We start from the raw sequence: 24,319 nt of genomic DNA, 5'->3' as shown, positions 1-24,319 counted from the left end.
GGAAGTGCGCTACCTCTGCGCCAACCGCCCGAAGCGAGTGCTAACTTACGTGGATTCTCGGCGGAATGCAAATCGTCGGCGTGTCGCAATGTCTTGCGGAACCCACCCGACTCCTGTCAGACAGCGGGCTCCACCTGCGGAAACTCCAAGGTTTTCGCGTCGTGGTCGGCCTCGCCGTCATGCGCCAGCGCAAGCCGCATCTGATGCCAGACCACGTTGCCGTGCGTCGAATCGGACAGACCCTCGTCCACGAATCCCAAGCGCGCGTAAAAACCAACCAGACGCTCCTTGCAGGTGAGCACCAGGCCTTTGCGTCCGGCCTTCGCCGCGTCGAGGATCACCTGACGCAGCAGATGGCTGGCGCAGCCGCGGTGCTGGTAGACGGGAGCCACATCCACGCCGAAGATCATCTGCCAATCGCCATGCTCGTCATGCATATCGGCGTCGTCGTACATGCCGTCGGCAAGATTCGGCTCGTTCGTGGCCATGCCGTCGACGAAACCGACCAAAGTGCCGTCCTCGACGTTCGCGGGGAACGGGGTGTCGTCGTCATCGGTGTTGATCAGAAGCCAGAAATGGTCCGGATACGTGGCTACGCGTGCGGTGAGACTCTCGTTGCTCGCGGCCTCCGCGGGCGGGAAGCAGGCGGCCTCCACGGCCTCGATCGCGTCCAAATCCTCCATCGTTGCATGTCGAATGAGCATGTGCATACTTTCTCGCAAGGTGTACCCAATCTTCACATTCCAATATGCGCCGACAGCGGAAACCTGAGGCGTGTAATACTGTAGAAAAACCGCAGAACGGCTTTTTCCCCGATTTCTGATAAGACCCTATATGAAAAATTGATAGCGGCTACGGCTTTTGACGGTTAGTGGCGCGGTAGGATGAACCGCGTCCGCAATCTATCGGATCGACCGCTGCACGAGAGAAGGAGGCGCGCATGCTTGATTGGGCTTTTGTATCGCACTATGCGCCGTTCTTCGTCAAAGGCGCCGAGATAACACTGATCATTTCAGTGTTCGGCATCATCCTGGCGGTCGTGACCGGCTTGGTGTGCGCCGGCATCGAAATCGCGCGTGTACCGGTGCTGAGGCAAATCGTCCGGATCTACATCGAGCTCAGCCGCAACACGCCACTGCTGGTCCAGCTGTACTTCCTCTACTTCGGACTGCCGAAACTGGGAGTCGTCTGGTCCGCAGAGCAATGCGCCATCGTCGGACTTGGCTTCCTGGGAGGCTCCTATATGGCGGAGGCGATGCGCGGCGGGCTCGAGACCATCCCGGAAGTGCAGCGCGAATCCGCGTATGTTCTGGGCCTGAGCCCATGGCAGACCCTGAGCCACGTGGTTGTTCCGCAGGCCATCAGCACTTCGATTCCGGGCGTGGTGGCCAATGTGATCTTCCTGATCAAGGAATCCTCCGTGGTATCCGCCATCGCGCTCGCCGACGTGATGTACATGGCCAAGGACCTGATCGGCATGTACTACGACACCTATGAGTCGCTGTTTTTGCTGATCGTCACGTATTTGGTGATTCTGCTGCCGATTTCCCTGCTGGGCACTTGGCTGGAACGGAGGTTCGACTATGAGCGGCGCTGAGATTCTGCTCGAGCCGGGCGTGATTCCACGCCTGCTGCAGGGCCTGTGGGTCACGGTGTGGATCGCCGGCGTGTCCGTGGCGCTTTCCGTGCCTGTCGGTCTGATCGTCGGCTGGCTGATGACGATGAAGAATCCCGTCGTGCGATTGCTGACCAGGATATATTTGGATTTCATCCGCATCATGCCGCAGTTGGCGCTGCTGTTCATCGCTTTCTACGGTTTCGCGCAGGCATGGAACTGGAATCTGGACGCGACCGGCGCATGCGTGTTCGTCTTCGTGCTATGGGGCGGCGCCGAGTTGGGCGATCTGGTGCGTGGCGCACTCGAATCGATTCCGAAGGCGCAGTACGAGTCGTCGTATGTGTTGGGATTGAGCGGCTGGCAGACGTTCACGAAGGTGATTCTGCCGCAGGCGCTGCGCAGACTGCTGCCGGCTTCGGTGAATCTTGCCACACGTATCGTGAAGACCACATCGCTCGCCGTGCTGCTCGGCGTGGTCGAGGTCATCAAGGTGGGTCAGCAGATCATCGACGCGAACCGTTTCCAATATCCGACAGGAACCCTATGGATCTACGGGGTGATTTTCCTCATGTACTTCATCGTGTGCTGGCCGCTGTCCATTGTGGCCCGCCGACTGGAAAAGAGGTGGAAGCATGACTGAACAGGTTGCGCGGACAACGCAGGCAAGCCTTGATGTCAGGCATCTGGTCAAGCAATACGCCAATGCGGACAAGCCTGTGCTGAACGACATCTCCTTCAGTGTGCCCCATGGCAAGGTGTTCGTCATCGTCGGACCTTCGGGTTCCGGCAAATCGACGTTGCTACGCACCATCGCGGGACTCGAACCGATTCAGGGTGGTACCATCTCGCTCAACGGAGAGGTCATCGAAACCGGCAAGCCCGGCACCGAATCGGCTGGACGCAGCAAGCGCAGCAGCGAGCTGCGCACACGTGTCGGCATGGTGTTCCAAAGCTACGATCTGTTCCCCAACAAAACCGTGCTCGGCAATATCACGCTTGCGCCGACGCTCGTGCAGAAGCGGGACAAGGCGGAGGCAGAGCAAGAGGCCATCGCGTTGCTGGAGCGAGTCGGACTCGCCGATCGCAAGAACGCGTGGCCCCATGAGCTTTCCGGAGGCCAGCGCCAGCGTGTGGCCATCTGCCGGGCGTTGATTCTGCATCCTGAGGTGCTGCTGTTCGACGAGGTCACCGCCGCTCTTGATCCGGAAATGGTGCGTGAGGTGCTTGACGTGATGTTGGAACTCGCCGACTCCGGGCAGACCATGCTCATCGTCACGCATGAGATGCAGTTCGCGCGTGCCATCGCCGACCAGATCATCCTGTTGGAGGGTGGCGACATCGTGGAGCAATCCGATGATGCCGAAGCGTTCTTCACCAATCCGAAGACCGAACGTGCCAGACGTTTCCTGCGCACCTTCGAATTCGACCGGCATCGCAAACCGGCGGAGACCACCGCGTGATCACCAGTTTTTCAAGTGCAGTCATCCGATGAGAGAGGAGCAACCATGACCGCATCAACCATCAGCAAAACAATCAGGAACATCGTAGCCGCCTCGGCCGCGTTGATTATGGCCGCCTCCATGGCTGCCTGTGGACCCAGCGCCGCCACGCCGAGCGAGGACGCCGCCGCCTCCGGCGGCACAGGTTCCTCGAAGGTGACCGCCCGTTCTCTGGATGAGATCAAGAAGTCCGGCGAGCTCAAGGTGGCCGTGTTCTCCGACAAGGCTCCATTCGGCTACATCGACAAGGAAGGCAAGAACGCCGGCTACGACATCGTCTTCGCCGAGCGTCTCGCCAAGGATCTGGGCGTGAAGGTCAAGTACACCTCCGTCGACCCGGCCGCCCGCGTGGATGTGCTCACCTCCAACAAGGTGGACATCACCCTGGCCAACTTCACCGTCACCGACGAGCGCAAGGAGAAGGTCGACTTCGCCAAGCCGTACATGAAGGTCGCGCTGGGCGTCGTCTCCCCGGAGAACGCCGAGATCACCGATGTGAGCCAGCTCAAGGGCAAGACCCTGATCATCGCCAAGGGCACCACCGCCGAAAGCTACTTCGAGAAGAACCAGCCCGATGTCAAGCTGCAGAAGTACGACCAGTACGCCGACGCCTACAACGCGCTGCTCGATGGCCGTGGAGACGCCTTCTCCACCGACAACACCGAGGTGCTGGCCTGGGCCAAGTCCAACAAGGGCTTCAAGGTGGGCATCACCAAGCTGGGCGACGAGGACACCATCGCGCCTGCCGTGCAGAAGGGCAACAAAGAATTGCTCAACTGGATTAACGACGAGATCGTGAAGCTCGGCAAGGAGAACTTCTTCCACAAGGATTACGAGGAGACGCTGGAACCGGTGTACGGTGACGACGTCGACCCGGATGACATCGTGGTCGAAGGCGGCGAACTCTGATTCCCGCTGATCCTCGGCCGGTCAGACGGCGCAAATGACGTCTGCCGAACCTGTTTCAAGCCTTCCGCGGTCCACGCCACGGAAGGCTTTTCCATACCCTGATAACGCTTAATAAAAAAGAATTATTGCGATTTGCGCCTTTCATAAAAATCGCATATAGCCACGCCGGCATTGACATGGATTTTTCCCGATATCTTGTGATTATAGCTTGAAAGAAGCATGCGAAACACGAGAGAGGAGCGCGGCTATGAAGTACGCAGTGATCGGCGCGGGCGGCATGGGTATCCAGTATGGTGTGCTGCTGCAGGAATTCGCGCACAAGGACGTCGACTTCATCGACACATGGAAGCCGAACGTCGAGAAGATCCGCGAGCAGGGCGGCGCCTACGTCTCCCAGGACGGTGAAGACCGCCACTTGGTGCCGATCGACGTGTACTATCCGGAGGAATACACCGGCAATCCGGATGCGTGGATCGTGTTCTTGAAGCAGATGCAGCTCGATGGCGTGCTCAAGCGCTGCGCCCACCTGTTCAACGACAAGCAGGTCGTATTCTCCGCCATGAACGGCTACGGGCATTTCGAAAAGCTCAACGAATATTTTGCCAAGGACCGCATCTACGGCGGCACCGCGTTGATCGGAGCCTACGTCTACGGTCCGGGCGACTTCAACTTCACCGGCGGCGCGCATGCCAAGGCCATGAACCTGTGCGCCTACGCCGATACCGTGACCGACAAGGTGTCGGCAGTGGAGCACGAGCTGTACGAGGACTTCAAGGCCGCCACCCTGAACCCCACCATCGTGGACAACTTCATCGGCATGTGCATGGCGAAAATCGTGTTCAACTCCGTACTCAACACGCTGTGTACCATGTACCAGATCCGATTCGGCGAATTCCACGCGCATCCCGACTCCCGCTGGCTCACCGAGCAGCTGGTGGACGAGGCTTACGGCGCGGCCGAGGCGGCCGGATTCAAGCTGCTCGGCACCCGTGAGAAGGAAGTGGAGACCATCCTGCATACAGCCGGCGTGGCGCACCCGCTGCACTACCCGTCCATGTACCAGGATCTGACCAAAGGCCGTCCGACGGAAGTCGACTACATCAACGGCTACATCGCCAGAATCGGCCGCGAACACGGCTACGTGTGCAAGCTGCATGAATTCCTGACGCGCGAAGTGCATCTGGCCGAACGCGCGTTCGCCATCCACAATCCCGACATCGTGGCGCAGGCCAGGGCGGACGCCGAAGCCAGCAAGCCAATAACCGAATAACCATATTTTTCAACACAAACAAGAGAGGGAAAACAATCATGACCATCGCTATTCTCAAGAAATCGAACGGTATCAAACGCGCCCTTGCGGCAGTGCTTGCCGCCACCACACTCGTTTCCGTGGCCGCCTGCGGTTCCGGCAACGATTCCGCATCCAAGGAAAGCCTGAACACCTCGAAGGGCAAAACCACCCAAATCACCGTCGGCGTATGCCCCGGACCTTATGGAGACATGGTCGAGAAGGTCATCGCGCCGCTGCTGAAGGATGACGGCTTCGAAGTGAAGACCAAGGTATTCAATGACTACGTTCAGCCGAACAAGGCCCTCGCATCCGGTTCCATCCAGGCGAACCTGTTCCAGCATGGCAACTATCTGAAGAAGTTCACCGCCGACAACAATCTTGACCTGACTTCCATCGGACAGACTCCGACCTTGGGATTGGGCATTTACTCCAACAAGTACAAGTCCATCGACGACATCAAGGACGGTTCCACCGTGGCCATCGCGAACGACGGTTCCAATCTGGCCCGTTCGCTCGGCGTGCTCCAACAGCAGGGACTGGTGAAGCTCAAGGGCGAGGTCGACGCCACCAAGGCCACCGTCAACGACATCGCATCCAACCCGAAGAACCTCAAGATCAAGACGATCGACGCGGCCCAGCTGGCGCGTTCTCTGCAGACCGTGGACGTGGCCCTCGTACCGGGCAACTACTCTTGGGCCGCCAAGCTCGATCCAAGCTCGGCGCTCGCCCTGGAAAAGCAGGATGACGGCGTGATCGAAGTGTTCGTGGTCCGCACCCAAGACGTCGATTCCGACTTCGGCAAGGCGGCCAAGAAGCTGCTGACCAGCCAGAAGTTCAAGGATGCCATCGCCAAGAGCGAGTTCAAGGACTTCGGCAAGCCGAAGAACTGGTGATCGACGCCGCACGGTGTCATACATCGGGCCTGCATGAGCCGTATAGGCCGCATGCGGGCCTTCCGATTTGGACAACGACCTAAACGAAACGAGGAAATATGAGCGTCATCGAGCTGGACGACGTATCGGTAACCTTCCATGAGGGCAAGCGCACCGTCGAAGCGGTGAAGCATGTGAGCCTCAACGTGGAAAAAGGCGAGATTTTCGGCATCGTCGGCTTCTCCGGAGCCGGCAAATCGACATTGGTGCGCACCATCAACCTTCTGGAGCGTCCGACCGGCGGCAAAGTGCTCGTTGACGGCGCCGACATCACCGGTCTGAAAGGCGCCGCGCTACGCGAGCTGCGCAAGAAGATCGGCTTCATCTTCCAGGGATTCAACCTGATCACCAACGTCACCGTCGGTAAGAACATCGAATTCGCGTTGAAGGCGGGCGGATACCCGAAGGCGCAGTGGGATGACCGGATCCGCGAGCTGCTGAAGCTCGTCGGACTGGAGAACAAGATCGACAGCTATCCGTCCAGCCTGTCCGGAGGCCAGAAGCAGCGCGTGTCCATCGCACGCGCGCTCGCCAACAAACCGGAGATTCTCTTGTGCGACGAGGCGACCAGCGCGCTGGATCTCGAAACCACGGAAGGCATCCTGGCTTTGCTGCAGCGCATCAACCGGGAGCTGGGCATCACCATCGTGTTCATCACGCACCAGCTGGACGTGGCCAAGCAGATCTTCGACCGCGTGGCCGTCATGGAAAACGGCGTCGTGGTAGAACAAGGCAACACCTTCGACGTGTTCAGCGCGCCGAAGCACCCCACCACCAAGGCGCTGGTGGAACGCTACCTCGGCATCCAAGTGCCGCCGCAGCTCGTTCCATCGCTGCCGGCGGGCACCATCGTCGAACTGCGTTACAAGGGCGACGCCGCTTTGGAGCCGCTCATCAGCCGCGTCGCGCAGGATTACGGCGTGAGCATCGACGTGCTCCACGCGAACGTCGAATATTTCGGCTCGCTGGCCATTGGCATTCTCATCGTGCTGGTCTCCGGTGCGAAAGAACGTCTGCCGCAGGCGCTGGACGAGCTGCGGACGCACGTGTTCAGCTATCGCGAGCTGGACCGCGCGAAACTGGCAGCGGCCGCCGAATCGTCCGAATCCGTCGAAAACAAGGAGGCGTGACATGAACGAAACCCTTGAAATCCTTCAACAGAACCTCGGCAAGGCCCTGCTCGACACGGCCTACATGGTGGTGGTGTCCGCCATCATCGGCGTGGTGCTTGGCACATTGGTGGCGTTGCTGCTGTACTTGACCGAAAACCGCCTGTTCACGCCGAATCGCGCGGTCAACGTCATCATCGGCTTCATCGTCAACGCCATTCGATCACTGCCGTTCCTGATCCTCATGGTCGTGCTTATTCCGGTGGCGCAGTTGATATTGGGCGATCCCTACACGCCGACCGGTGGCGTGATTTCCCTGTCGATCGCCGCGGTCCCGTTCTTCGCCAGAATCGCGGAAAGCGCGTTCTCCGAAGTTGATCCCGGTCTGCTCGAAGCGGCCATCTCCACCGGCGCCACGACCAGGCAGATCATCTTCGAGGCGATTTTCCCGCAGGCGTTGCCGTCGTTCATCCGCGGCGTGGTGCTCACTGTCATTTCGCTGATCGGCTACTCCGCGATGGTCGGCACCATCGGCGCGGGCGGCATCGGCGATATGGCCATCCAATACGGCTACAACCGGTACGAAACCGGCGTGCTTGTGGCGATCGTGGTCATCCTCATCGTCATCGTGCAGATCATCCAGTGGATCGGCGACGCCATCGCGCGCAAGGTGACCCACTGATTTCGCCCGATGCCCGGAATGGGTGTTTATAGCGAGTCCATAACGAAACGTCCGTAATGCAAACCGACGGCGTGCGTGGAAAACTGGGGCTGATTTCGCGGTTCGTTTCCATGCACGCCGTTTCCATATAAAGCAGGTGCTCTATGACTTCATATGTTTCTCCGGTCTCATTCACCACCATCGCGCAGTCGATTCCGCCGAACGTGTTCGCCGAGATGGACCGCAAGGTGGCCGCGGCGGTCGCCGGCGGCGCCGACGTGATCGACCTCGCGAAAGGCAATCCCGACGCGTTCCCGGCGGATTTCATCCGCGATGTGGCCCGCCGCGCCATCGATGATCCCGCAAACGCGCGCTACTCTCCGTTCGACGGCAAGCCAAGCTTTCTGAAAGCCGCGCAAGCTTGGTATCGCAACGCCTATGGCGTGAGCGTGGATTGGGAGACGCAACTGTTCGCCGTGGAAGGCGCGGTCGACGGTCTTGCGGCGCTGTTCGCAGTGCTCGTCTCGCCGGGTGACGCCGTGGCCTATGCGGATCCGTACTATCCCTCGTACCATTGCATGACGGTGATGAGCCAGGCTGAGGAAGTGCTGCTGCCGTCACTACCGGAACGCGGCTTCCTGCCTGATTTGGACGCGGTTCCCGCGAATACCTGGAACCGTGTGAAAGTACTGGTGCTCAACTATCCGAACAATCCGACGGGTGCGCAGGCGCCGCGCGAATTTCTGCAGCGTGCCATCGAATTGGCGCACGAGCATCATTTCGCCATCGTGCAGGATTTCGCCTACGCCGGGCTTGGCGTGCATGACCAGCAAATCAGCATTCTGTCGCTTCCCGGCGCGTTCGATGTGACCGTGGAGGTGTGCTCGCTGTCGAAGATGTATGCGATGGCTGGTTGGCGAGCCGGTTTCATCGCCGGCAATGACGACATCGTATCCCATGTGAAGCAGTACCATTACCAGATGGGTTCGATGGTTACGGGCAATGTGCAGGACGCAGGCGCGGCCGCGCTGGAATCCGACCAGAGCTGTGTGCGCGAACTGGCCGAACGCTACGCGAAAAGGCGTGAGATCGTGGCCGGAGGGCTGCGCGCCGCCGGATTGGACGTGTTCGATTCGGACGGCGGCATCTACGCGTGGGTGCATGCGCCGGAAGGGCTGACCGGCGAGCAGTTCGCCGACCTGCTGCTGGAACAGGCGGCCGTGGCGGCCCTGCCTGGAACCTGCTTCGGCAAGGTCGGCGTGGACTACGTGCGGTTCAGTCTGCTCAAGTCCGAGGATCAGTTGCGTGAGGCCGTGCGGCGTGTAGCCGCCGCGCTGTAGCTTACGATTCGTGTTTCTGCGGGAACGATTGGAGGACCTTGCCGTGGATGATTCATGATCAAATGGGGCGTGGTCCTGATGCCGCTAAGTGGATTTGGACCACGCCCCATTTGCCAGATGCATTGTCGAATGATCGGCTATGAGGCGTGGGCTGCTGCGCGTAATGCATCAGCCTTATCAGTACGTTCCCATGTGAACTCTTCACCAGACCTTCCGAAATGCCCATATGCTGCGGTTTTACGATATATTGGGCGGCGCAGGTTGAGCTCGTCGATGATGGCGAGCTGACGCAGATCGAATACTTGCTCGACTGCGTGTTGAATCGTTTCGCGCGGTACAGACTGTGTGCCGTAGGTCTCGATGTCGACGCTCACGGGGGACGCCTGATTGCGGAAATATCCGAGTGAGACCTGTACTCGTCTCGCCAGCCCTGCCGCTACAATCGTCTTAGCGACCCACCGTGCGGCATATGCCGCGGAACGGTCAGGTTTACGGGGATCCTTGCCGGAGAATGCGCCACCGCCATGAGCGGCAAATCCGCCATAAGTATCCACGATGATTTTACGACCGGTCAATCCGGAATCTGCCTTCGGTCCACCGGTGTGGAATGGCGAAGCGTTAATGACAACGTCGACATCATCGGTTGATATACCATGGAAAGTCTCCAGTACCGGGTCGAGAACTTCTGCTCGGACCGCGTCGCGTACTTCTTTCACTGACAGATGCGGATCATGCTGTGTGGAGATGAGAACGTGACGGAAAGCGATGGGTTTCAAATCGTCGGTGTATTCGACCGTTACCAAGACTTTGCCATCCGGCCTTAGCAAAGGAATAATGCCATTTTTGCGTGCATAAGCGAGTCGCTCGGCGATTCGGTTGGCTGCATATGCGGGCAATGGCATCAATGCGTCTGTGTCGTCGTTCGCATAACCGATCATGATGCCTTGATCTCCGCCGAAGGTGTTGTAAGCGGTTTCCTTGTCTGCGATTTTGTCGGTGTCGCCGTAGTTGCCTTGCGGATTGTCAAATACGCGTGGGCGGATGTTATTGATAATGCCGCAGCCATCTGGGTCAATGCCTGAGTCCGCGGTTGTATAACCGATATCCCGCAGGGCTTGCCGTGTGATTTCCACGTGATCAAGTATGCGTGGAACGCTTACTTCGCCTTCTACGACCACCAAGCCGTCCTTGGCCGTGGTCTCGACGGCAACGCGTGAATCCGGGTCAAGAGCGAGATATGCATCGAGAATCGAATCGGATATGATGTCGCATACCTTATCTGGATGCCCCTCGGTTACCGCTTCTGAGGAAATCAGTCGTGTCATGATATTGTTCCTTTCATTTGATTGGCGTGTGGTGTTTTGAACGGTTGTTGGAACGTTGGGGTTGCTCATATTCCAGCGACGATGGCGACATAATTGCCTCGTTGGTATCCCGGTTCTGGATCATGCGGCTCTTCGTTGTGATACGGCGGATTCTCCAGTAGCGTTTGCCAATGGCCAATTCGTTCGAACCCAGCTTCTTTGAGAGCATGGTCGTACCATGGAATTTCATGCCAGTAGGGCTTATACAGGTGAGTATCCACATTGAAGAAGGCCGTGCCCTCAAGAAGATGCTTGACGAGTGCGTCGTCGAGTCCGGCAGTTTGACGTAGCCGCAGTACAAGCCCCAGAGCCGATTCGGCTGGCACGTCAGTTAGTACGATTCTGCCATTAGGGGAAAGCGCATTACGGTTGCGCGTAAACGTATCCACGATTTCGTCATCGGGAATGAAGCCGAAAGACGATCCGTTGTAGATAATGGTGTCGTAGGGTGCTTGGTCATAATCGAATTCCTGCGCGGTGGCTTGTATGGTATTGAGTCCTTTAGCTCGCGCCTGTGCTCCGAGGGATGCGGATGGCTCGATTGCCTGGCGTACTTCGATACCATATCGCTGGTTGAGTAAAGTTTCGAAGATGCCGCTTCCAACGCCAATCGAAAGAATCGACCCAGGATCGGAAGCCTCGCCTTCCGGCGTTGTCGTTAGTGCTTTGTGCAGTAGTCGGAGTCTTGATTCGTATATGTTCGGTCGCTGTCGTCGGGTGTCATCGAGTACTGTAGCGTTGCCCTTGTAAGGGTCTTGACTCATATGTGATTCCTTTCCGTTGCTCTTTGCGGTCATATTCATCCTTCACGTCATTACGTATGTGTGCGTAGTGATTGACGAGTGATCCATAGTGCTGTAGCAACTTGTTTTCGCTAGAGCATCAACCTTTTTTAAAATTTGGGAATGATTGATTTTCTTAAATATATCTCATTGATAAACAAAATATGTGGTGTGGTTAAATATGTTTCTTATATGTGGTAAGAATAAAATATTATAAATATAGATTTGCTAATTAATTCTATATATTTGAAACTGGCTATAACTTTTTTGTATTGCTTAAACTATATCTGGTAGCTTTTGGCGTTATCTTGGTGTGATAAAATGAAAAGGAATATTTTTGAGGATAGGGATCGCGCGTTTTTATTTTTTGAAAATTGGCCCTATTGCATAATTTGCAAGGGCCAATTTATTTTATAAATCAATATCCAAATATTCGACGTCGTGGCGTTCTTTAAAATGTTGTTTTAGCCAGAATTCTTTCGCTGGTGGGTAGTTTTTTGCTACGAACAGACCAATGGTGGTAATGCCTCGTGCCTTGAGGGTGTCGAGGACGCGCTTGATCAGTGCTGAGCCGATTCCCTGTCCTCGATGGGATTCATCCACGGCAACATGGTAGAGATAGCCTTTACGTCCGTCGGTGGCTCCAAGCGCGGTGGCGATGAGATGGCCTCCTTCATCTATGGCCTTGAAGCAGGTGAACGGGTTGTTTTCGATGATGCTGCTGATGCCGCCGTAGGTGTTGTTTAAGGAATGCAGGTGCATACCCGGTGTGCGCTCCCACAGTGCATATGCTTCGTCGTAGTCTTCCGGGGCAAGCCGTTGAATGGCAAAAGTCATGTTTTCTCCTTGGAATCAATAATGTACTTCGTGAGGTGTTGTTCCGCCCGTGATGATGGCCAGGGCGTCATCCAGCGATTGTTGGGTCATATTTTTTACTGCGTGGTCCGTGAAAAACGCGATATGCGGAGTGAGTACCACGTTGGGCAGCGATTGAAGTTTGCGATAACGTTCATCGGGGATCGGGCCCTCGAAACGATAGTTGAAGATAGTGCCTTCGCCTTCCACCACGTCTAGTGCCGCGCCTGCCAGGCGCCCGTGTTCCAGTGAGCTGATGAGCGCGTCGGTATCAACTACTGGTCCTCGTGAGGCATTGATGAGAAAGGCGGAAGATTTGAATTGTGCAAGTCGTTCGGCATTGATGAGGTGAAAGGTGGAACCATCGAGCCATGTGTGTAATGTGACTACGTCGGAGCGCGAAATCAACTCCTCCTTGGTCACGAATTCATCGATGTCAGACAGCTGCGACCTGTCCCTGATATCGTTCCCGAGCACATGAGCGCCTAGGGCATGAAAGATGCGAGCCACTGTTGAGCCGATGCGGCCTACTCCGATGATACCGATGGTGATTTCGGAGAGTTCTCGGCTCATTAATCCGCTTACCACAAAATCGCCATTGGCTGATCGTTCGTCGAATTGCGGAATGTGACGTAGCAGGTGCATGGTTTGGGCCAATACCAACTCGGCGACAGCGGGTGGGGAATACGACGGTACGTTGGTCACGCGTAGGCCTGCCGCATGTGCCGCTGGCAGATCAATGGAATCAAGCCCCGCGGAACGGACAGCGATTTGTTGGATCCCAAGGTCGTGAAGGCGGCGGAAAAAACCGAAAGGGTCATCTGCGTTTGGTTTGGTCCGTTGTTTGTATGATAGGCCATTGAATCCTTTGAGCAGGGGCAATGTGTCATCGTGAAGTTCCTGGTCGAAGAACGTCACTTCCACATCGTGTCTGACGGCCCATTGCTCAGCGAATGGTCGTTCCTCGGGCAGGGTATGGAAGAAGGCAATGCGTGTCATAGTCTTCACATCCTTTCTGGGGTGTATGGGGCAGGGTTATTGGTGTAGCCATCTGCTGATGCGGCGTACTGCTTCATGCAGTTCCGACATGGAGGCTGCGTAGCTGAATCGGATGTGTCTGGATGGTCCTGAGACAAACGCTTCGCCTGGTATTGCGGCCACCTTGGCCTGTCTTGCAAGAGTTCTTGCAAAATCAATGCCGGAACCTGTGAAGGAATCCGGTATGCGGGTATAAAGGTAGAAAGCCCCGTCAGGCGAAGCTATGTCGAACTTCAGATCGGTGAGTGCATTGAACAGATAGTCACGTCGTTCTCGATATGCTTGGACCATGCCTTCTATATTCTTATCGCAGTGAAGATATCCTTCCTCTGCGGCGTCTTGGCAAAATGTCGCGGCTGTGGACACTCGTGCTTGATGTACTTTTCCAAGTAGTGCCGCTAACGGTTCGGGGGCGGCAAAATAGCCGACGCGCCAACCTGTCATGGCAAATGTCTTTGAGGTGCTGTCCACAAGAATTGTTCGATCGGGAATGTATCGGGCGATGGAGTCGGCTGTACAAATGTCGTTGCTTGGCTCGCCGAAATGAATCTCGGCATATACTTCATCGCTTATCACCAAGGCGTCGTGTTCTTTGATGACCTCGGATAATTTCCTGAGTTCGGCGGAATTCAAAGCCACGCCAGTAGGATTGTTCGGATAATTGATCGTTACGATTGGCTTTCGCCCGCGACGTCGTACGTCAAGAAGGGCGTTGTCCAAGGTTTCGGGGGTGATTTTGAAATCGCTGTGCGAGGTGTCGATTGGATAGGGCTCGGCATTGGAAAGTATCGCCATCGTGCGATAGAGATTGAAGGCTGGTTCTGGGTAGAGCAATGTAGTGTCGCTGTCCAGCAATCCGCCCAATATGCTGCTCAGCGCTTCGGATGCGCCCAGGGTCACAATGATTTGCCGAGGAGAGTAAACAAGGTCCCGGCGACGTTTGAGATAACGGGTGATGGCTTTGCGTAATCCTTCGGTTCCGGCGTTTGGGGCATAATGCGTGTGGCCTTCGGCCAAAGACTTGCAGGCCGCTTGGGTTATTTGCGCGGGCGTATCGAAATCAGGTTCGCCGAGAGTGAGTTTCAGGATGCCGTCGATGGATGAGACCTCACGGTCAAATGAACGAATCATAGAGGATTGCAGTGTGCTTACTTCGCGCAATATGTTGTCGGTAATATCGGGCATGTGTCTTCTTCTTTAATGCGGATGGGATATGGTAAGGAATCATGGAATGGTCAAGAAGCCGTTTTCTTGGCCGTCGTATCCTTCCATGGAACAGGTAGTCCGGCTTCGTCGGCTATCTGTGCAATCTGATGTGCCGTTACCTCGTCAATGGGCACGCCATGTTGTTGGGTTTGACGCAGTGCGACGCGTTCCTTGTCTCCTGGAACCAGTATCTGTTTGCCGGGCTCCGAGGGCAGTGAGCGTAATCTGCGTTGCATGTCTGAGACCGCGAACTTGAACATACGGGAATCGCCGAAACGTGCCGGATCGATGGTCAGAAACGTGTGGCTGATCGCCTTCCCCTTAAGGTCGGCCGAGAGCGGCCCTCCCGCGAGCAGGCCAGTCAGGATTTCAATGACAAGGCCCAGACCGTAGCCCTTGTATCCGCCGTTTACCTCGCCAGGGCCGCCGATTGGAGTTAAACCCCCGATGCGTTCGGGACGTGTGATATTCCTCATTACATGGTCGGCTGATATATCGATGTTTCCCTGTTCATCTACTGCCCATTGTCCGGGAATTGCATTTCCGGTTTTGCGAAGGACTTCGATTTTCCCAAGCGATACGGTGGAGGTAGCCGCGTCGAATTCAAAATCTTCTGGATCCCCGGGTGCGCTGAAGGCTATGGGATTGCTGCCGCCGAATGGGCATACGCCAAAAGTCGGAACAGTGAGTGGATTGCTATTGGTGGAGACCAATCCGATGAAACCCTCCTCCAGTGCCATATGTGCCCAGTGTCCGGCTGTCCCGAAATGGTTTGAATTGCGTACGGCAACGATGCCGATACCGTATCGCCGGGCGGTTTCGATGGACAGACCCATCGCTTTATGGGCGATGACCTGTCCCATGCCGAGTTCTCCATCGATTAACGATGTAGCGTCGGACTGCGAAATGATTCGTCCTTCGTGACCTGCAATAATGGTACCGGCTTTGAGCTTTGCGTCATACATGGCCAAGCGTTGTACGCCATGTGATTGGATGCCATGAGAATCGGCACTAATCAGGGCATCTGAGATATTTGCCGCTTGATTGACCGTAAAACCGTAATGATTGTGGAACAGGTGCTCAAGAAAGGTGCGGAGCCTCGGGATAGGGCAATCAAACGTCATGTACGGTTCCTCCTTCTTCGGGTCTCGGCAATACGGGTGATGGGTGGGATTCGCGCCGCCGCGTTCGATTCGTGACAGCTTTCGTCCGTAACCGTACGAGTAGGCATGATGGCAATGCGGCGCATCGTTTGCTCAGACGATAACACGGTCGTCTGGATGGGCTTGCCGTGTTGGCAATTGAAAAAAGTTATGGCCGGTATGAAAGAAAAGACTATATATCCTCTATTTATAAGTATGCCCTTGTTTTATTTAGAGCGGCATGCGCTTTGATGTTTTTCATAGTGTGAGAAATCAGGTTTCTATAACTGTTTATAGCTGTTGTTTATAGCTTCAAATGATGAAAACACATTAAAAAGCGGCTTGACGGTATTCTTTTTTTTCCGTAGCATCCAAACCAATTACCGCAACGAAGAGAAACATGATTTGCGGCGAATCCAAAGAATGAATCGTAAATGAATCGTTGTCAATAGTTCCCAATGATTCGATAAGTCGGGGTGAAAGCATGACGAATGTGATTGAAATAGTCAATCTCAAAAAAACGTATTCCTCCAGCCATGGCATGCATTCCGCATTGAAGGACGTCTCCCTTACCGTACCTGAAGGATGTATCTATGGCATTATCGGTCTGAGTGGCGCAGGGAAAAGCACTTTGGTTCGATGCATTAATGGCATCGAGAGCAAGACCGGAGGCTCCGTCAAGGTGCTGGGGCAGGAAGTTGGTGATCTGGGCGCCAATGGTCTCAAATCGCTCAGACGTAACATCGGCATGGTTTTCCAGCAGTTTAATCTCATGCCTTCGCGCACGGTAATTCAAAATGTGCTGTTGCCTCTTCGGGGTACATCCGTGCCGCGCGGTGAGCGAAAAGTCAAAGCGGAACGCTTGCTGGAGCTGGTCGGCCTTGAGCGTTACGCCGATGCCTATCCCTCCCAACTTTCAGGCGGGCAGCAGCAGCGTGTTGCCATTGCTAGGGCACTGGCCAATGATCCGCAAATTCTGTTATGTGATGAGGCGACCAGTGCTCTTGATCCAGATACCACCAAAACGATTTTGGACCTTCTCGTCAAGTTGAATCGAGAATACGGATTGACGGTGATCGTGGTGACGCATCAGATGGATGTCGTTAAGACCATCTGCACTGACGTATCTGTAATCGATCAGGGAAGAATCGTAGAGCAGGGGAGCGTGTACAAGATATTCGCTGATCCGGAGTCCTCGCTGGCTAAACGTTTCGTGGAAAGCTCCACGGGGCTGAATCGCATTCTGTCTTTGATTGATTCCGGTTCTTCCGCCATAGGACTTGATGAAGGTGAGCGGCTGATTCACATGCAATATGTGGATAAAAAGGTCTCGGAGGCATTGGTCTCTGAAATCACCAAGCGATTCGGCCTGACGGTCAATATCGTTTATGGGTCTCTTGAAATCATTGAGAACTATCCGTTGGGTGGCATCATAGCCAAATTCGTGGGTAGCGGGCATGGCGTGGAGGAATCCATCGACTGGCTAAGGTCCAAAGGAATCAAAGTGGATGATCTAACACCGCGTTTTGGCAGCAAAGCAGAGGCGGATGCTAAGAAGGAGAAGGGCGATGACTGATGCGAATATCGCGGCGGATGAGGTTGTACGCCTGCTTGTGGAGTTGATTCGAATCGATACGCGTAATGGCGGTATGCAAGGGGAGGCCAAGGAACGTCCGGCTGCTGAATGGGCTGCGGAATTGCTGACGGATGTTGGGCTTGCACCGCGAATCTTGGAAAGTAGGCCGGGAAGAGCCAATCTCATAGTGGACATCCCGGGGGAGAACCACGATCTGCCGGTACTTCTGTTACATGGACATCTCGATACGGTGGCGGCCAATAATTCCGACTGGACGGTTGATCCCGTGGGAGGTGAGATCAAGTCTGATGGAATCGCCGAATGCGTATGGGGTCGTGGCGCCGTGGACATGAAAGACATGGTCGCCATGACATTGGCCGCCATTCGTGCGGTTATCCGACGAGGGAAACGGCCGAAGAGGGATGTGCGAGTGATTCTGTTTGCCGATGAGGAGGCCGGCGGATTCGCCGGTTCGGAATGGATAGGCGCCCATCATCCTGAATGGTTTGATCGTGTGGGCTACATCATCAGTGAGACCGGCGGCTTTTCCTCGTACGTGAATGGGAAGCGCGTGTACTACGTTCAGGTGGGAGAGAAAGGCACGCAATGGTTCAAGATTGCGGCCCAGGGCACTCAGTCCCATGGCTCGCAAATCAATTATGATAATGCCGTTGTCAAAGTTGCGAGAGCGGCTACGCGCGTAGCCGAGTACCAATGGCCTGTTGAACTTAATCCGGTCACCAAGCTGCTGCTTGAACGCTTAGGGAAGATCGCGGCAATCAATATCCAAGAACCAGGTGGAGTGGAACGTATAGTCGATGCCACGGGTTTTGCTCGTCCATGGATCGCATCCACCATCCGTAATACATATAACGTGTCTTCGCTGGATGCTGGCAGTTCGGTGAATATTGTCCCTGCAACTGCCGAAGGATTGATTGATGGACGTGCCCTTCCGGGACAGGAAGATCATGTCTTAGAGACTCTTCGGAGTTTGGTCGGGAAGGACGCTCAACTGGAGGCCATTCACCGTTCCACCGGATATTTGTCAGATCCCAACGGCGATCTTTTCGACTACGTGGAACATCTGATTGCCGACCTGGATCCAGAAGCCGCGGTAGTTCCGTTTCTTTCATCCGGGGGAACTGATTCCAAAGCCATACTCAAAGTCGTGCCAGATGCGCAGGTGCTTGGATTCATTCCGTTGCGCATCCCGGAAGGATTCAATTACATTGCCAATTTTCATGGTGTCGATGAGCGAGTGCCTCTGGAGTCTGTTCGATTCGGCGAAACCGTGCTGGAACGTTTGATCGTAGGTTTGTGAATCTGTCCGAGTCTCAACTGATGAGCATATATCATAAGGAGTCAGTGCAAAAGTGCTAACTAGTCTATTCCCCCATGTCGCGCAGAATCCTGAAGCCTTCTTGAAGGCGGTCACGCAGACATTCCAGATGTTTTTCATCGCCACGCCTTTCTGGTTTGTGCTTGGCGTCTTTTTCGGACTGCTGCTGTCTATCACCAGAAAAGGAGGCCTATGCGAGAATCCGTTAGTATTCGAGCCAATCGACAAGCTGGTGAATTTGTGCAGGTCTATTCCGTTCGTCATCATGATAGCCCTCTTGTTCCCCCTGACGCGATTGATCGCGGGAACAGCGATCGGCGTCGACGGCGCGATTTTTCCATTGATTGTTGGCATAACGCCGTTCTTCTCTCGTCAGGTTGAGTCTGTATTCAACGCTTTGAGACCAACATTAATCGAATCCGCGCAAGCTATGGGCTTTGGGCGAATCGCCATAATTTGGCGCGTGTTCCTTCGGGAAAGCATTTCGAAATTGGCGCGCGTGACCACCATCACCTGCATCAGCTTCAATTCTGAAATCGCGGTTATCGGTGCCATAGGAGCCGGTGGCTTGGGTGACTATGCGATCCGTTATGGATTCGAACGCAACCAGCTTGATGTCACTATCGCGGCGGTCCTCGCCTTGTTAGTGTTCATCACCATTATTCAAACCATAGGAACATTCATCGGAAGGATTAACAATCATGAATAGCAATCACATTCATAATGGGACAGCGAAAAAGATTCTGTCAGTAGTTGCTGCGGTTGGCTTATTGGCAAGCGTAGCGGCATGTGGATCGGCAAATTCGTCGGAGGACGTGACTGTAGTCAAGGTGGCCCTGACCACAAGTTCCGATGAGCCTATCTGGGAACAGGTCAATAAGAACCTCAAAAATGCGGGAGAAAAAATCAAGGTCGAACCCGTAGCCATGAAAAGCGCCGTGCTTGGTAACCAGGCATTGGTCGCAGGTGATGTCGACCTGAGTGCGCAGCAGCATTATGCCTTCCTGAACGGGGAGATCAAAACCAAGGGATATGAGATCTCGGCTATCGCTGAAACGTATCTGAGCCCCCTGAATATCTATTCCAACAAGCTGAAAAGCATCAAGGGACTGAAAAAAGGGGATAAGATCCTCATTCCCAATGATGTGACTAACGGTGGGCGCGCGTTGACGGTGCTGCAAGCAGCTGGGGTCATCAAACTCAATCCGGATAAAGTCGATCCGGCAAATGGAGTCTACCCTGCCCAAGAAGATATCACGGAAAATAAATTGGATGTCCAACTGGTCCCGACGGATCGTAACCTCATCATGGGCTCGTTGGATGACGCGGCTGCGGGAATAGCCAATGCCAATGCTGTGGTGGATTTCGGTCGCAGTGTGAATGACAATATCTTCGCGGTGGATCTCAATCCCAAGTCCGCGATTAACAAGCCTTGGATCAACGTAATTGTTGCTAGGAGCAAGGATAAGGACAGTGAGGTCTACAGAAAGATCATTAAAGCGTACCATACTGATTCGGTCAAAAAGGTAATCAAAGACACGCTGGATGGTTCCGTGCTTCCGGTGTGGTGATTCCGCAAAAATGGAAACAAGTGGTATGGCGAATGAGCTGCGTTCTCTATTCCGGTGGACTGTGAAATTCGGTTCCGATGGATTTGAAACGCAGCTCATTCCGTAATTGAGAGAACCGTCTTCGACGAGGTCGTTCTCCGACCGGTAAAGGTTCTATGGCATCCGATAAGTATTTTGAATAGCGATTTGAACGTCCTATAAGTAAGGACGATAGCTTCCGGCGCGTGGCGAAACCGGAGACAGGGTTAAGTGGGAACCACCGATCGCGTGAACGGCACGCGGCAAGGAACCACAACCCGAGGGGGTGCGCATTATGACTAGATTCAACACTCAGCTTGTTCATGGTCTGCCGGTCGATGATAACAATACCGGGGCTGTGAACCCGCCGATCTACAATTCGTCAACCTATGCTTTCGAATCGGTTGATGCGATGCCCCGTTGGGATTATGCGCGCAGCGGCAATCCGACCCGTGAGTTTTTGGAGAAGCAGATCGCGCAACTGGAGCATGGCACGCGCGGTTTCGCGTTCGGCTCTGGACTGGCCGCCATCCATGCGGTGCTTTCGATTTTCCAACCAGGTGATCGCATCGTTGCCGGCGACAACGTATACGGCGGTTCGTACTCGCAGTTGAATGAGCATTTCAACCGTTGGGGACTTCTTGTTGACTCTGTTGATACCCGGAATCTCGAGGACGTCGAACGCGCCGTCGCTGGAGACACGGCGCAGGGCAGACTTCCCGCGAAGGCCGTGTATTTCGAAACCATCACCAATCCGTTGCTGAAGGTGAACGATGTCCATGCGATCGCTGAGATTGCCCATCGTTATGGAGCGGTTGTGATCGTCGACAACACCTTCGTGACTCCGTACTTGCAGAACCCGCTTGATCTGGGCGCGGATATCGTGCTGCATTCCGCCACGAAATATCTGGCCGGCCATTCCGATGTGATCGCGGGTTTGGTGGTCGTGAAGGATGATGAGCTCGCCCAACGCGTCTACTTTGCGCAGAATCGTCTGGGCGGCGTGCTCGCCCCAAACGAGTGCGATTCGGTGCGTCGTGGCATCCAGACGCTCGCCTTGCGCTTGGAACGCCAGCAGGAGAACGCCATTGCCGTGGCTGAATATCTACTGGGACATCCGTTGGTGAAGGCAGTGTATTATCCGGGGCTTACCGATGGCGAGGACTTGGCCGCCAAGGGACTTCGCGGCGGTGGCGGCGTCCTGAGTTTCGAAGTTATTGACGGCGTCGATCCCGCTGACGTGCTGGATAATCTGAAGCTGTTCCGTTTGGCGGTTTCCTTGGGAGCCGTCGAAAGCCTGGCGGAATTGCCATGTCGCATGACGCATTTCGAACTGCCTCGTGAGGAGCGCCTGAAGGTTGGCATCACCGACGAGCTGATTCGGCTGTCCATCGGTATCGAGGACGCCCACGATCTGACGGAGGATCTGGAGCAGGCGTTCAGGCACGCGGAGCATGCCGACTCCGCAGTGCGGGATGATGCGCTTGCCGAAAGCGTGTTGATCTGATCTTCGTCCGGACTATGACGATTTGAGGTGCATGGAATGATACAGATTCGTGGTGTGCGTAAATCATTCGGAGCGCAGTTGGTGCTTGACGGTGTCGATTTGGACATTCCGCAAGGCGCAGTCGTTTCGATTATCGGCCCGAGCGGATCGGGAAAATCAACGCTGTTGCGTGTGATCGATTATCTCGAGTCCGCGGATGAGGGAACGATCGATTTCGGCCAAGGGGCCATCTCCCTGGCCAGTGCACAGCCGAAGGACATCTTCTCCATTCGTTCAAGAATCGGATTCGTATTCCAGAATTACAATCTTTTTCTGAACAAGACCGCTTTGGACAACGTGTCGCTAGGCCTTGTGCATGCCAAGGGAAAGAGCCGCAAGGAGGCCGAGCGCATCGCGTTGGATGAGCTCAAGCGGGTCGGGATGCAGGATTTCGCCGATCGTTATCCGAGCAAACTCTCCGGAGGCCAACAGCAGCGTATCGCCATAGCCCGGGCCATTGCGTTGGAGCCTGAGCTGCTGGTGTTGGATGAGCCCACATCCGCGTTGGATCCGGAAATGGTGGACGAGGTGCTTGCCGTGATCAAATCCTTGGCCGACTCCGGAACGACCATGCTTATGGTCACCCATGAGATGCGTTTCGCCCGTAACGCCTCCGACCATGTCGTCTTTTTCGAACACGGCAACATCGTGGAGCAGGGCAGCCCGGAACGGATCTTCAATCATCCGACTGAATCCCGTACCGCACGGTTTCTGTCATCGATACATGATCCCAGTCTGATTGATGATTGGAAGCCCGAAGAGCTTGCGGAACTGGCTTCGCCGGCATCGCGCCGACAGGCTCTGGACCGTCTTCGGTGATGTATAGGGCTCAGAGCCCTAGAGCTCTTGAGAATTGAGAAGAATCTACAATAAGGGGAACATAATAATGTCTCATACACATTCCGTATTGAGGAAAATCGCCGCCGTCGCAGCTGCCGCAGCCGCCATCGTCGGTTTCAGCGCATGCGGATCATCGAATGGTTCCGCCGCCAGCAGCGAGCTTGACCAAATCAAGAAGAATGGGGAAATCGTATTCGGAACGGAAGGCACGTATGCTCCATTCTCCTATCACGGTTCCGACAACAAACTGACCGGTTATGATGTGGAGGTCGCGACGGCTGTCGCCAAGGAGCTTGGTGTGAAAGCCAAATTCGTGGAATCCAATTGGGATTCCCTGCTGGCTGGAGTCGATTCCAAGAAATTCGATAGTGTGGCCGACCAGGTCGCTCCGAACGATGAGCGCAAGCAGAAATACGATTTCAGCGATCTATACACCTATTCCCAAGGAGTCGCGGTAACGAAGAAGGGCAATAACGACATCAAGACTTTTGCCGACATCAAGGGAAAGAACGCCGCCGAGACCAAGACCAGCAACTGGAACCAGACCGCCCAGGAAAATGGCGCCAATATCGTGTCGGTCAATGATTTCGCCCAGGCTGTCGATGCCATCACCGCCGGTCGCGCTGATGTGACGCTCAACGACAAGCTGGCGGTCCTGGATTATCTGAAGCAGAAGCCGAATGCGGATGTGCAGATTTCCGCGAAGTCGGAAGTGAGCCCGGCGGCGGCGTTCCCGATCCGCAAGGGCGAGGACAGCCTGGTGAAGGCGCTGAACGAGTCGCTTGCCAAGCTGCAGAAAGACGGCACGTTGAAGAAGCTGTCCGTCAAATACTTCGGCGAGGACGTTTCCGTCAAGTAGGTTGCATAGTGGCTGATGGTGGCTGCGAATCCTGGAATTCGCAGCCACCATATGTTCGGCGTGGAAAACGGAGAAAGCATGGATGAGAGACTTTGGGGAATTATCGTCGATTCCTTCGGCAAGCTGCTGATTCCCGGGTTGACGGTGACTATTCCGTTGACTCTTATATCGTTTGCCATCGGTCTGGTGCTGGCTATCGTAGTCGCGCTTGTCCGGGTGGCGAAAGTGCCGGTGGCGCAGCGCATAGCGCAATGCTATGTATGGGTGTTCCGCGGCACACCGTTGCTGGTGCAGCTGTTCGTGATCTTCTTCGGCCTGCCGTCGGTAGGCATCGTCGTGCCGGCTTTCCCATCCGCGGTCATTGCTTTTTCCCTCAACGTCGGCGCATACGCGTCGGAAACGTTGCGCGGAGCCATTCTCGCGGTTCCCAAGGGACAGATTGAAGCTGGTTTGACCACCAATTTGCGGTATCTGACCATTATGCGGCTCATCGTATTGCCCCAAGCATTCAGATCGGCGTTTCCGGCGCTGTTCAACACATTCATCTCATTGGTGAAGGATACGTCGCTTGCCGCGAATATCACCGTGGTCGAAATGTTCATGGCGGCGCAGCGCATCGTTGCGACCACATACGAGCCACTGGTGCTGTATTGCGAGGTCGGCCTCATTTATCTGGCGTTCTGCACTGTGCTGACTTGGCTACAAGGCGTGTGCGAAAAGCGACTTGCGGAGCATTTCTGACGCAATTTCGTGACACGTCGGTTTCATTTGCTCTGGAAGGTGATGCATCTCACGGGCCGGACAATGGGAATTGTCCCCCCCCC

24 protein-coding genes are annotated in these 24,319 nt (G+C 55.2%); 17 read left to right on the top strand and 7 right to left on the bottom strand.

The features are described from left to right. Window positions 1-116: 116 nt before the first annotated feature. A complete protein-coding gene (locus OU26_RS08630) occupies window positions 117-722 on the bottom strand; it encodes a GNAT family N-acetyltransferase (protein WP_420312345.1) in 606 nt (201 codons plus the stop codon). 218 nt (window positions 723-940) lie between these two features. Here OU26_RS08630 and OU26_RS08625 point away from each other — a divergent pair, with 218 nt between their 5' ends. From OU26_RS08625 to OU26_RS08585, 9 genes are all read left to right on the top strand, one after another. Beyond that, entirely contained in the window at window positions 941-1,597 is a 657-nt protein-coding gene (locus tag OU26_RS08625) for an amino acid ABC transporter permease (RefSeq protein WP_026646326.1), read from the top strand. Continuing rightward, the gene (locus OU26_RS08620; RefSeq protein ID WP_026646327.1) at window positions 1,584-2,258 is read left to right on the top strand and encodes an amino acid ABC transporter permease; all 675 of its coding nucleotides are present in this window, start codon (window positions 1,584-1,586) and stop codon (window positions 2,256-2,258) included. The genes OU26_RS08625 and OU26_RS08620 overlap by 14 nt, the downstream gene beginning before the upstream one ends. Continuing rightward, on the top strand, window positions 2,251-3,078 hold the full coding sequence (locus OU26_RS08615; RefSeq protein WP_026646328.1) for an amino acid ABC transporter ATP-binding protein: 828 nt from the start codon (window positions 2,251-2,253) through the stop codon (window positions 3,076-3,078). Before OU26_RS08620 ends, OU26_RS08615 begins: the two co-directional genes overlap by 8 nt. Window positions 3,079-3,123: 45 nt before the next feature. Continuing rightward, a complete protein-coding gene (locus OU26_RS08610; protein ID WP_026646329.1) occupies window positions 3,124-4,026 on the top strand; it encodes a cysteine ABC transporter substrate-binding protein in 903 nt (300 codons plus the stop codon). Between the two features lie 247 nt (window positions 4,027-4,273). Continuing rightward, window positions 4,274-5,296: a ketopantoate reductase family protein gene (locus OU26_RS08605; RefSeq protein WP_026646330.1), complete on the top strand. Its 1,023-nt coding sequence runs from the start codon at window positions 4,274-4,276 to the stop codon at window positions 5,294-5,296. 38 nt (window positions 5,297-5,334) lie between these two features. After that, window positions 5,335-6,210, top strand: a complete 876-nt coding sequence (locus OU26_RS08600; protein ID WP_026646331.1) for a MetQ/NlpA family ABC transporter substrate-binding protein — start codon at window positions 5,335-5,337, stop codon at window positions 6,208-6,210. A 98-nt stretch (window positions 6,211-6,308) separates the two neighbouring features. After that, on the top strand, window positions 6,309-7,379 hold the full coding sequence (locus OU26_RS08595) for a methionine ABC transporter ATP-binding protein (protein WP_026646332.1): 1,071 nt from the start codon (window positions 6,309-6,311) through the stop codon (window positions 7,377-7,379). 1 nt (window position 7,380) lies between these two features. Further along, on the top strand, window positions 7,381-8,040 hold the full coding sequence (locus OU26_RS08590) for a methionine ABC transporter permease (protein WP_026646333.1): 660 nt from the start codon (window positions 7,381-7,383) through the stop codon (window positions 8,038-8,040). 143 nt (window positions 8,041-8,183) lie between these two features. Further along, on the top strand, window positions 8,184-9,359 hold the full coding sequence (locus OU26_RS08585; protein ID WP_026646334.1) for a pyridoxal phosphate-dependent aminotransferase: 1,176 nt from the start codon (window positions 8,184-8,186) through the stop codon (window positions 9,357-9,359). Between the two features lie 137 nt (window positions 9,360-9,496). Here the strand turns inward: OU26_RS08585 and metK are convergent, their stop codons facing one another. From metK to OU26_RS08555, 6 genes are all read right to left on the bottom strand, one after another. Continuing rightward, a complete protein-coding gene (metK, locus tag OU26_RS08580) occupies window positions 9,497-10,684 on the bottom strand; it encodes a methionine adenosyltransferase (protein WP_026646335.1) in 1,188 nt (395 codons plus the stop codon). Window positions 10,685-10,749: 65 nt separating this feature from the next. Beyond that, window positions 10,750-11,520, bottom strand: coding sequence for a class I SAM-dependent methyltransferase (locus tag OU26_RS08575; RefSeq protein ID WP_160257612.1), 771 nt, complete (start codon window positions 11,518-11,520; stop codon window positions 10,750-10,752). Window positions 11,521-11,916: 396 nt separating this feature from the next. Next, complete coding sequence (locus OU26_RS08570; protein ID WP_026646337.1) at window positions 11,917-12,342, bottom strand: GNAT family N-acetyltransferase; 426 nt, start codon at window positions 12,340-12,342, stop codon at window positions 11,917-11,919. 15 nt (window positions 12,343-12,357) lie between these two features. Next, entirely contained in the window at window positions 12,358-13,359 is a 1,002-nt protein-coding gene (locus tag OU26_RS08565; protein WP_026646338.1) for an NAD(P)-dependent oxidoreductase, read from the bottom strand. A 36-nt stretch (window positions 13,360-13,395) separates the two neighbouring features. Next, window positions 13,396-14,583 (bottom strand): pyridoxal phosphate-dependent aminotransferase, encoded by a 1,188-nt coding sequence (locus tag OU26_RS08560; protein WP_026646339.1) that lies wholly within the window; start codon window positions 14,581-14,583, stop codon window positions 13,396-13,398. A gap of 50 nt (window positions 14,584-14,633) precedes the next feature. Next, window positions 14,634-15,728: an Ldh family oxidoreductase gene (locus OU26_RS08555; RefSeq protein WP_033499087.1), complete on the bottom strand. Its 1,095-nt coding sequence runs from the start codon at window positions 15,726-15,728 to the stop codon at window positions 14,634-14,636. A gap of 502 nt (window positions 15,729-16,230) precedes the next feature. Between OU26_RS08555 and OU26_RS08550 the strand changes: the two genes are divergently transcribed. The 8 genes from OU26_RS08550 to OU26_RS08515 all read left to right on the top strand — a co-directional run bounded on the left by OU26_RS08550 (window position 16,231) and on the right by OU26_RS08515 (window position 24,236). Further along, window positions 16,231-17,322, top strand: a complete 1,092-nt coding sequence (locus tag OU26_RS08550; RefSeq protein WP_051592918.1) for a methionine ABC transporter ATP-binding protein — start codon at window positions 16,231-16,233, stop codon at window positions 17,320-17,322. Then, window positions 17,315-18,643 (top strand): M20/M25/M40 family metallo-hydrolase, encoded by a 1,329-nt coding sequence (locus OU26_RS08545; RefSeq protein WP_033499086.1) that lies wholly within the window; start codon window positions 17,315-17,317, stop codon window positions 18,641-18,643. Before OU26_RS08550 ends, OU26_RS08545 begins: the two co-directional genes overlap by 8 nt. A 52-nt stretch (window positions 18,644-18,695) precedes the next feature. Continuing rightward, window positions 18,696-19,370, top strand: coding sequence for a methionine ABC transporter permease (locus OU26_RS08540; protein WP_026646341.1), 675 nt, complete (start codon window positions 18,696-18,698; stop codon window positions 19,368-19,370). Then, complete coding sequence (locus OU26_RS08535; protein WP_033499085.1) at window positions 19,363-20,232, top strand: MetQ/NlpA family ABC transporter substrate-binding protein; 870 nt, start codon at window positions 19,363-19,365, stop codon at window positions 20,230-20,232. The genes OU26_RS08540 and OU26_RS08535 overlap by 8 nt, the downstream gene beginning before the upstream one ends. Window positions 20,233-20,545: 313 nt before the next feature. After that, window positions 20,546-21,757, top strand: a complete 1,212-nt coding sequence (locus OU26_RS08530; protein ID WP_026646343.1) for a trans-sulfuration enzyme family protein — start codon at window positions 20,546-20,548, stop codon at window positions 21,755-21,757. A 36-nt stretch (window positions 21,758-21,793) separates the two neighbouring features. Continuing rightward, on the top strand, window positions 21,794-22,615 hold the full coding sequence (locus OU26_RS08525; RefSeq protein WP_081815626.1) for an amino acid ABC transporter ATP-binding protein: 822 nt from the start codon (window positions 21,794-21,796) through the stop codon (window positions 22,613-22,615). 67 nt (window positions 22,616-22,682) lie between these two features. Further along, window positions 22,683-23,495 carry an amino acid ABC transporter substrate-binding protein gene (locus OU26_RS08520; protein ID WP_051592919.1) on the top strand — a complete coding sequence of 271 codons (813 nt, stop codon included), beginning with the start codon at window positions 22,683-22,685 and terminating at the stop codon, window positions 23,493-23,495. Window positions 23,496-23,573: 78 nt separating this feature from the next. Next, window positions 23,574-24,236 (top strand): amino acid ABC transporter permease, encoded by a 663-nt coding sequence (locus OU26_RS08515; RefSeq protein WP_026646345.1) that lies wholly within the window; start codon window positions 23,574-23,576, stop codon window positions 24,234-24,236. Window positions 24,237-24,319 lie beyond the last annotated feature (83 nt).

It is taken from the genome of Bifidobacterium ruminantium DSM 6489, from assembly GCF_000770925.1.
GTDB lineage: Bacteria > Actinomycetota > Actinomycetes > Actinomycetales > Bifidobacteriaceae > Bifidobacterium > Bifidobacterium ruminantium.
The sequence above is the reverse complement of the archived record's forward strand: the minus strand, read 5'-3'. Positions and strand labels throughout refer to the sequence as shown.

Coding starts and splice junctions, on each gene's coding strand:
- OU26_RS08600 (WP_026646331.1), top strand. CDS start 5,335: ATGACCATCGCTATTCTCAAGAAATCGAACGGTATCAAACGCGCCCTT.
- OU26_RS08525 (WP_081815626.1), top strand. CDS start 21,794: ATGATACAGATTCGTGGTGTGCGTAAATCATTCGGAGCGCAGTTGGTG.
- OU26_RS08625 (WP_026646326.1), top strand. CDS start 941: ATGCTTGATTGGGCTTTTGTATCGCACTATGCGCCGTTCTTCGTCAAA.
- OU26_RS08545 (WP_033499086.1), top strand. CDS start 17,315: ATGACTGATGCGAATATCGCGGCGGATGAGGTTGTACGCCTGCTTGTG.
- OU26_RS08520 (WP_051592919.1), top strand. CDS start 22,683: ATGTCTCATACACATTCCGTATTGAGGAAAATCGCCGCCGTCGCAGCT.
- OU26_RS08535 (WP_033499085.1), top strand. CDS start 19,363: ATGAATAGCAATCACATTCATAATGGGACAGCGAAAAAGATTCTGTCA.
- OU26_RS08565 (WP_026646338.1), bottom strand. CDS start 13,359: ATGACACGCATTGCCTTCTTCCATACCCTGCCCGAGGAACGACCATTC.
- OU26_RS08550 (WP_051592918.1), top strand. CDS start 16,231: ATGACGAATGTGATTGAAATAGTCAATCTCAAAAAAACGTATTCCTCC.
- OU26_RS08560 (WP_026646339.1), bottom strand. CDS start 14,583: ATGCCCGATATTACCGACAACATATTGCGCGAAGTAAGCACACTGCAA.
- OU26_RS08590 (WP_026646333.1), top strand. CDS start 7,381: ATGAACGAAACCCTTGAAATCCTTCAACAGAACCTCGGCAAGGCCCTG.
- OU26_RS08515 (WP_026646345.1), top strand. CDS start 23,574: ATGGATGAGAGACTTTGGGGAATTATCGTCGATTCCTTCGGCAAGCTG.
- OU26_RS08570 (WP_026646337.1), bottom strand. CDS start 12,342: ATGACTTTTGCCATTCAACGGCTTGCCCCGGAAGACTACGACGAAGCA.
- OU26_RS08605 (WP_026646330.1), top strand. CDS start 4,274: ATGAAGTACGCAGTGATCGGCGCGGGCGGCATGGGTATCCAGTATGGT.
- OU26_RS08575 (WP_160257612.1), bottom strand. CDS start 11,520: ATGACCGCAAAGAGCAACGGAAAGGAATCACATATGAGTCAAGACCCT.
- OU26_RS08610 (WP_026646329.1), top strand. CDS start 3,124: ATGACCGCATCAACCATCAGCAAAACAATCAGGAACATCGTAGCCGCC.
- OU26_RS08595 (WP_026646332.1), top strand. CDS start 6,309: ATGAGCGTCATCGAGCTGGACGACGTATCGGTAACCTTCCATGAGGGC.
- OU26_RS08530 (WP_026646343.1), top strand. CDS start 20,546: ATGACTAGATTCAACACTCAGCTTGTTCATGGTCTGCCGGTCGATGAT.
- metK (WP_026646335.1), bottom strand. CDS start 10,684: ATGACACGACTGATTTCCTCAGAAGCGGTAACCGAGGGGCATCCAGAT.
- OU26_RS08555 (WP_033499087.1), bottom strand. CDS start 15,728: ATGACGTTTGATTGCCCTATCCCGAGGCTCCGCACCTTTCTTGAGCAC.
- OU26_RS08615 (WP_026646328.1), top strand. CDS start 2,251: ATGACTGAACAGGTTGCGCGGACAACGCAGGCAAGCCTTGATGTCAGG.
- OU26_RS08585 (WP_026646334.1), top strand. CDS start 8,184: ATGACTTCATATGTTTCTCCGGTCTCATTCACCACCATCGCGCAGTCG.
- OU26_RS08620 (WP_026646327.1), top strand. CDS start 1,584: ATGAGCGGCGCTGAGATTCTGCTCGAGCCGGGCGTGATTCCACGCCTG.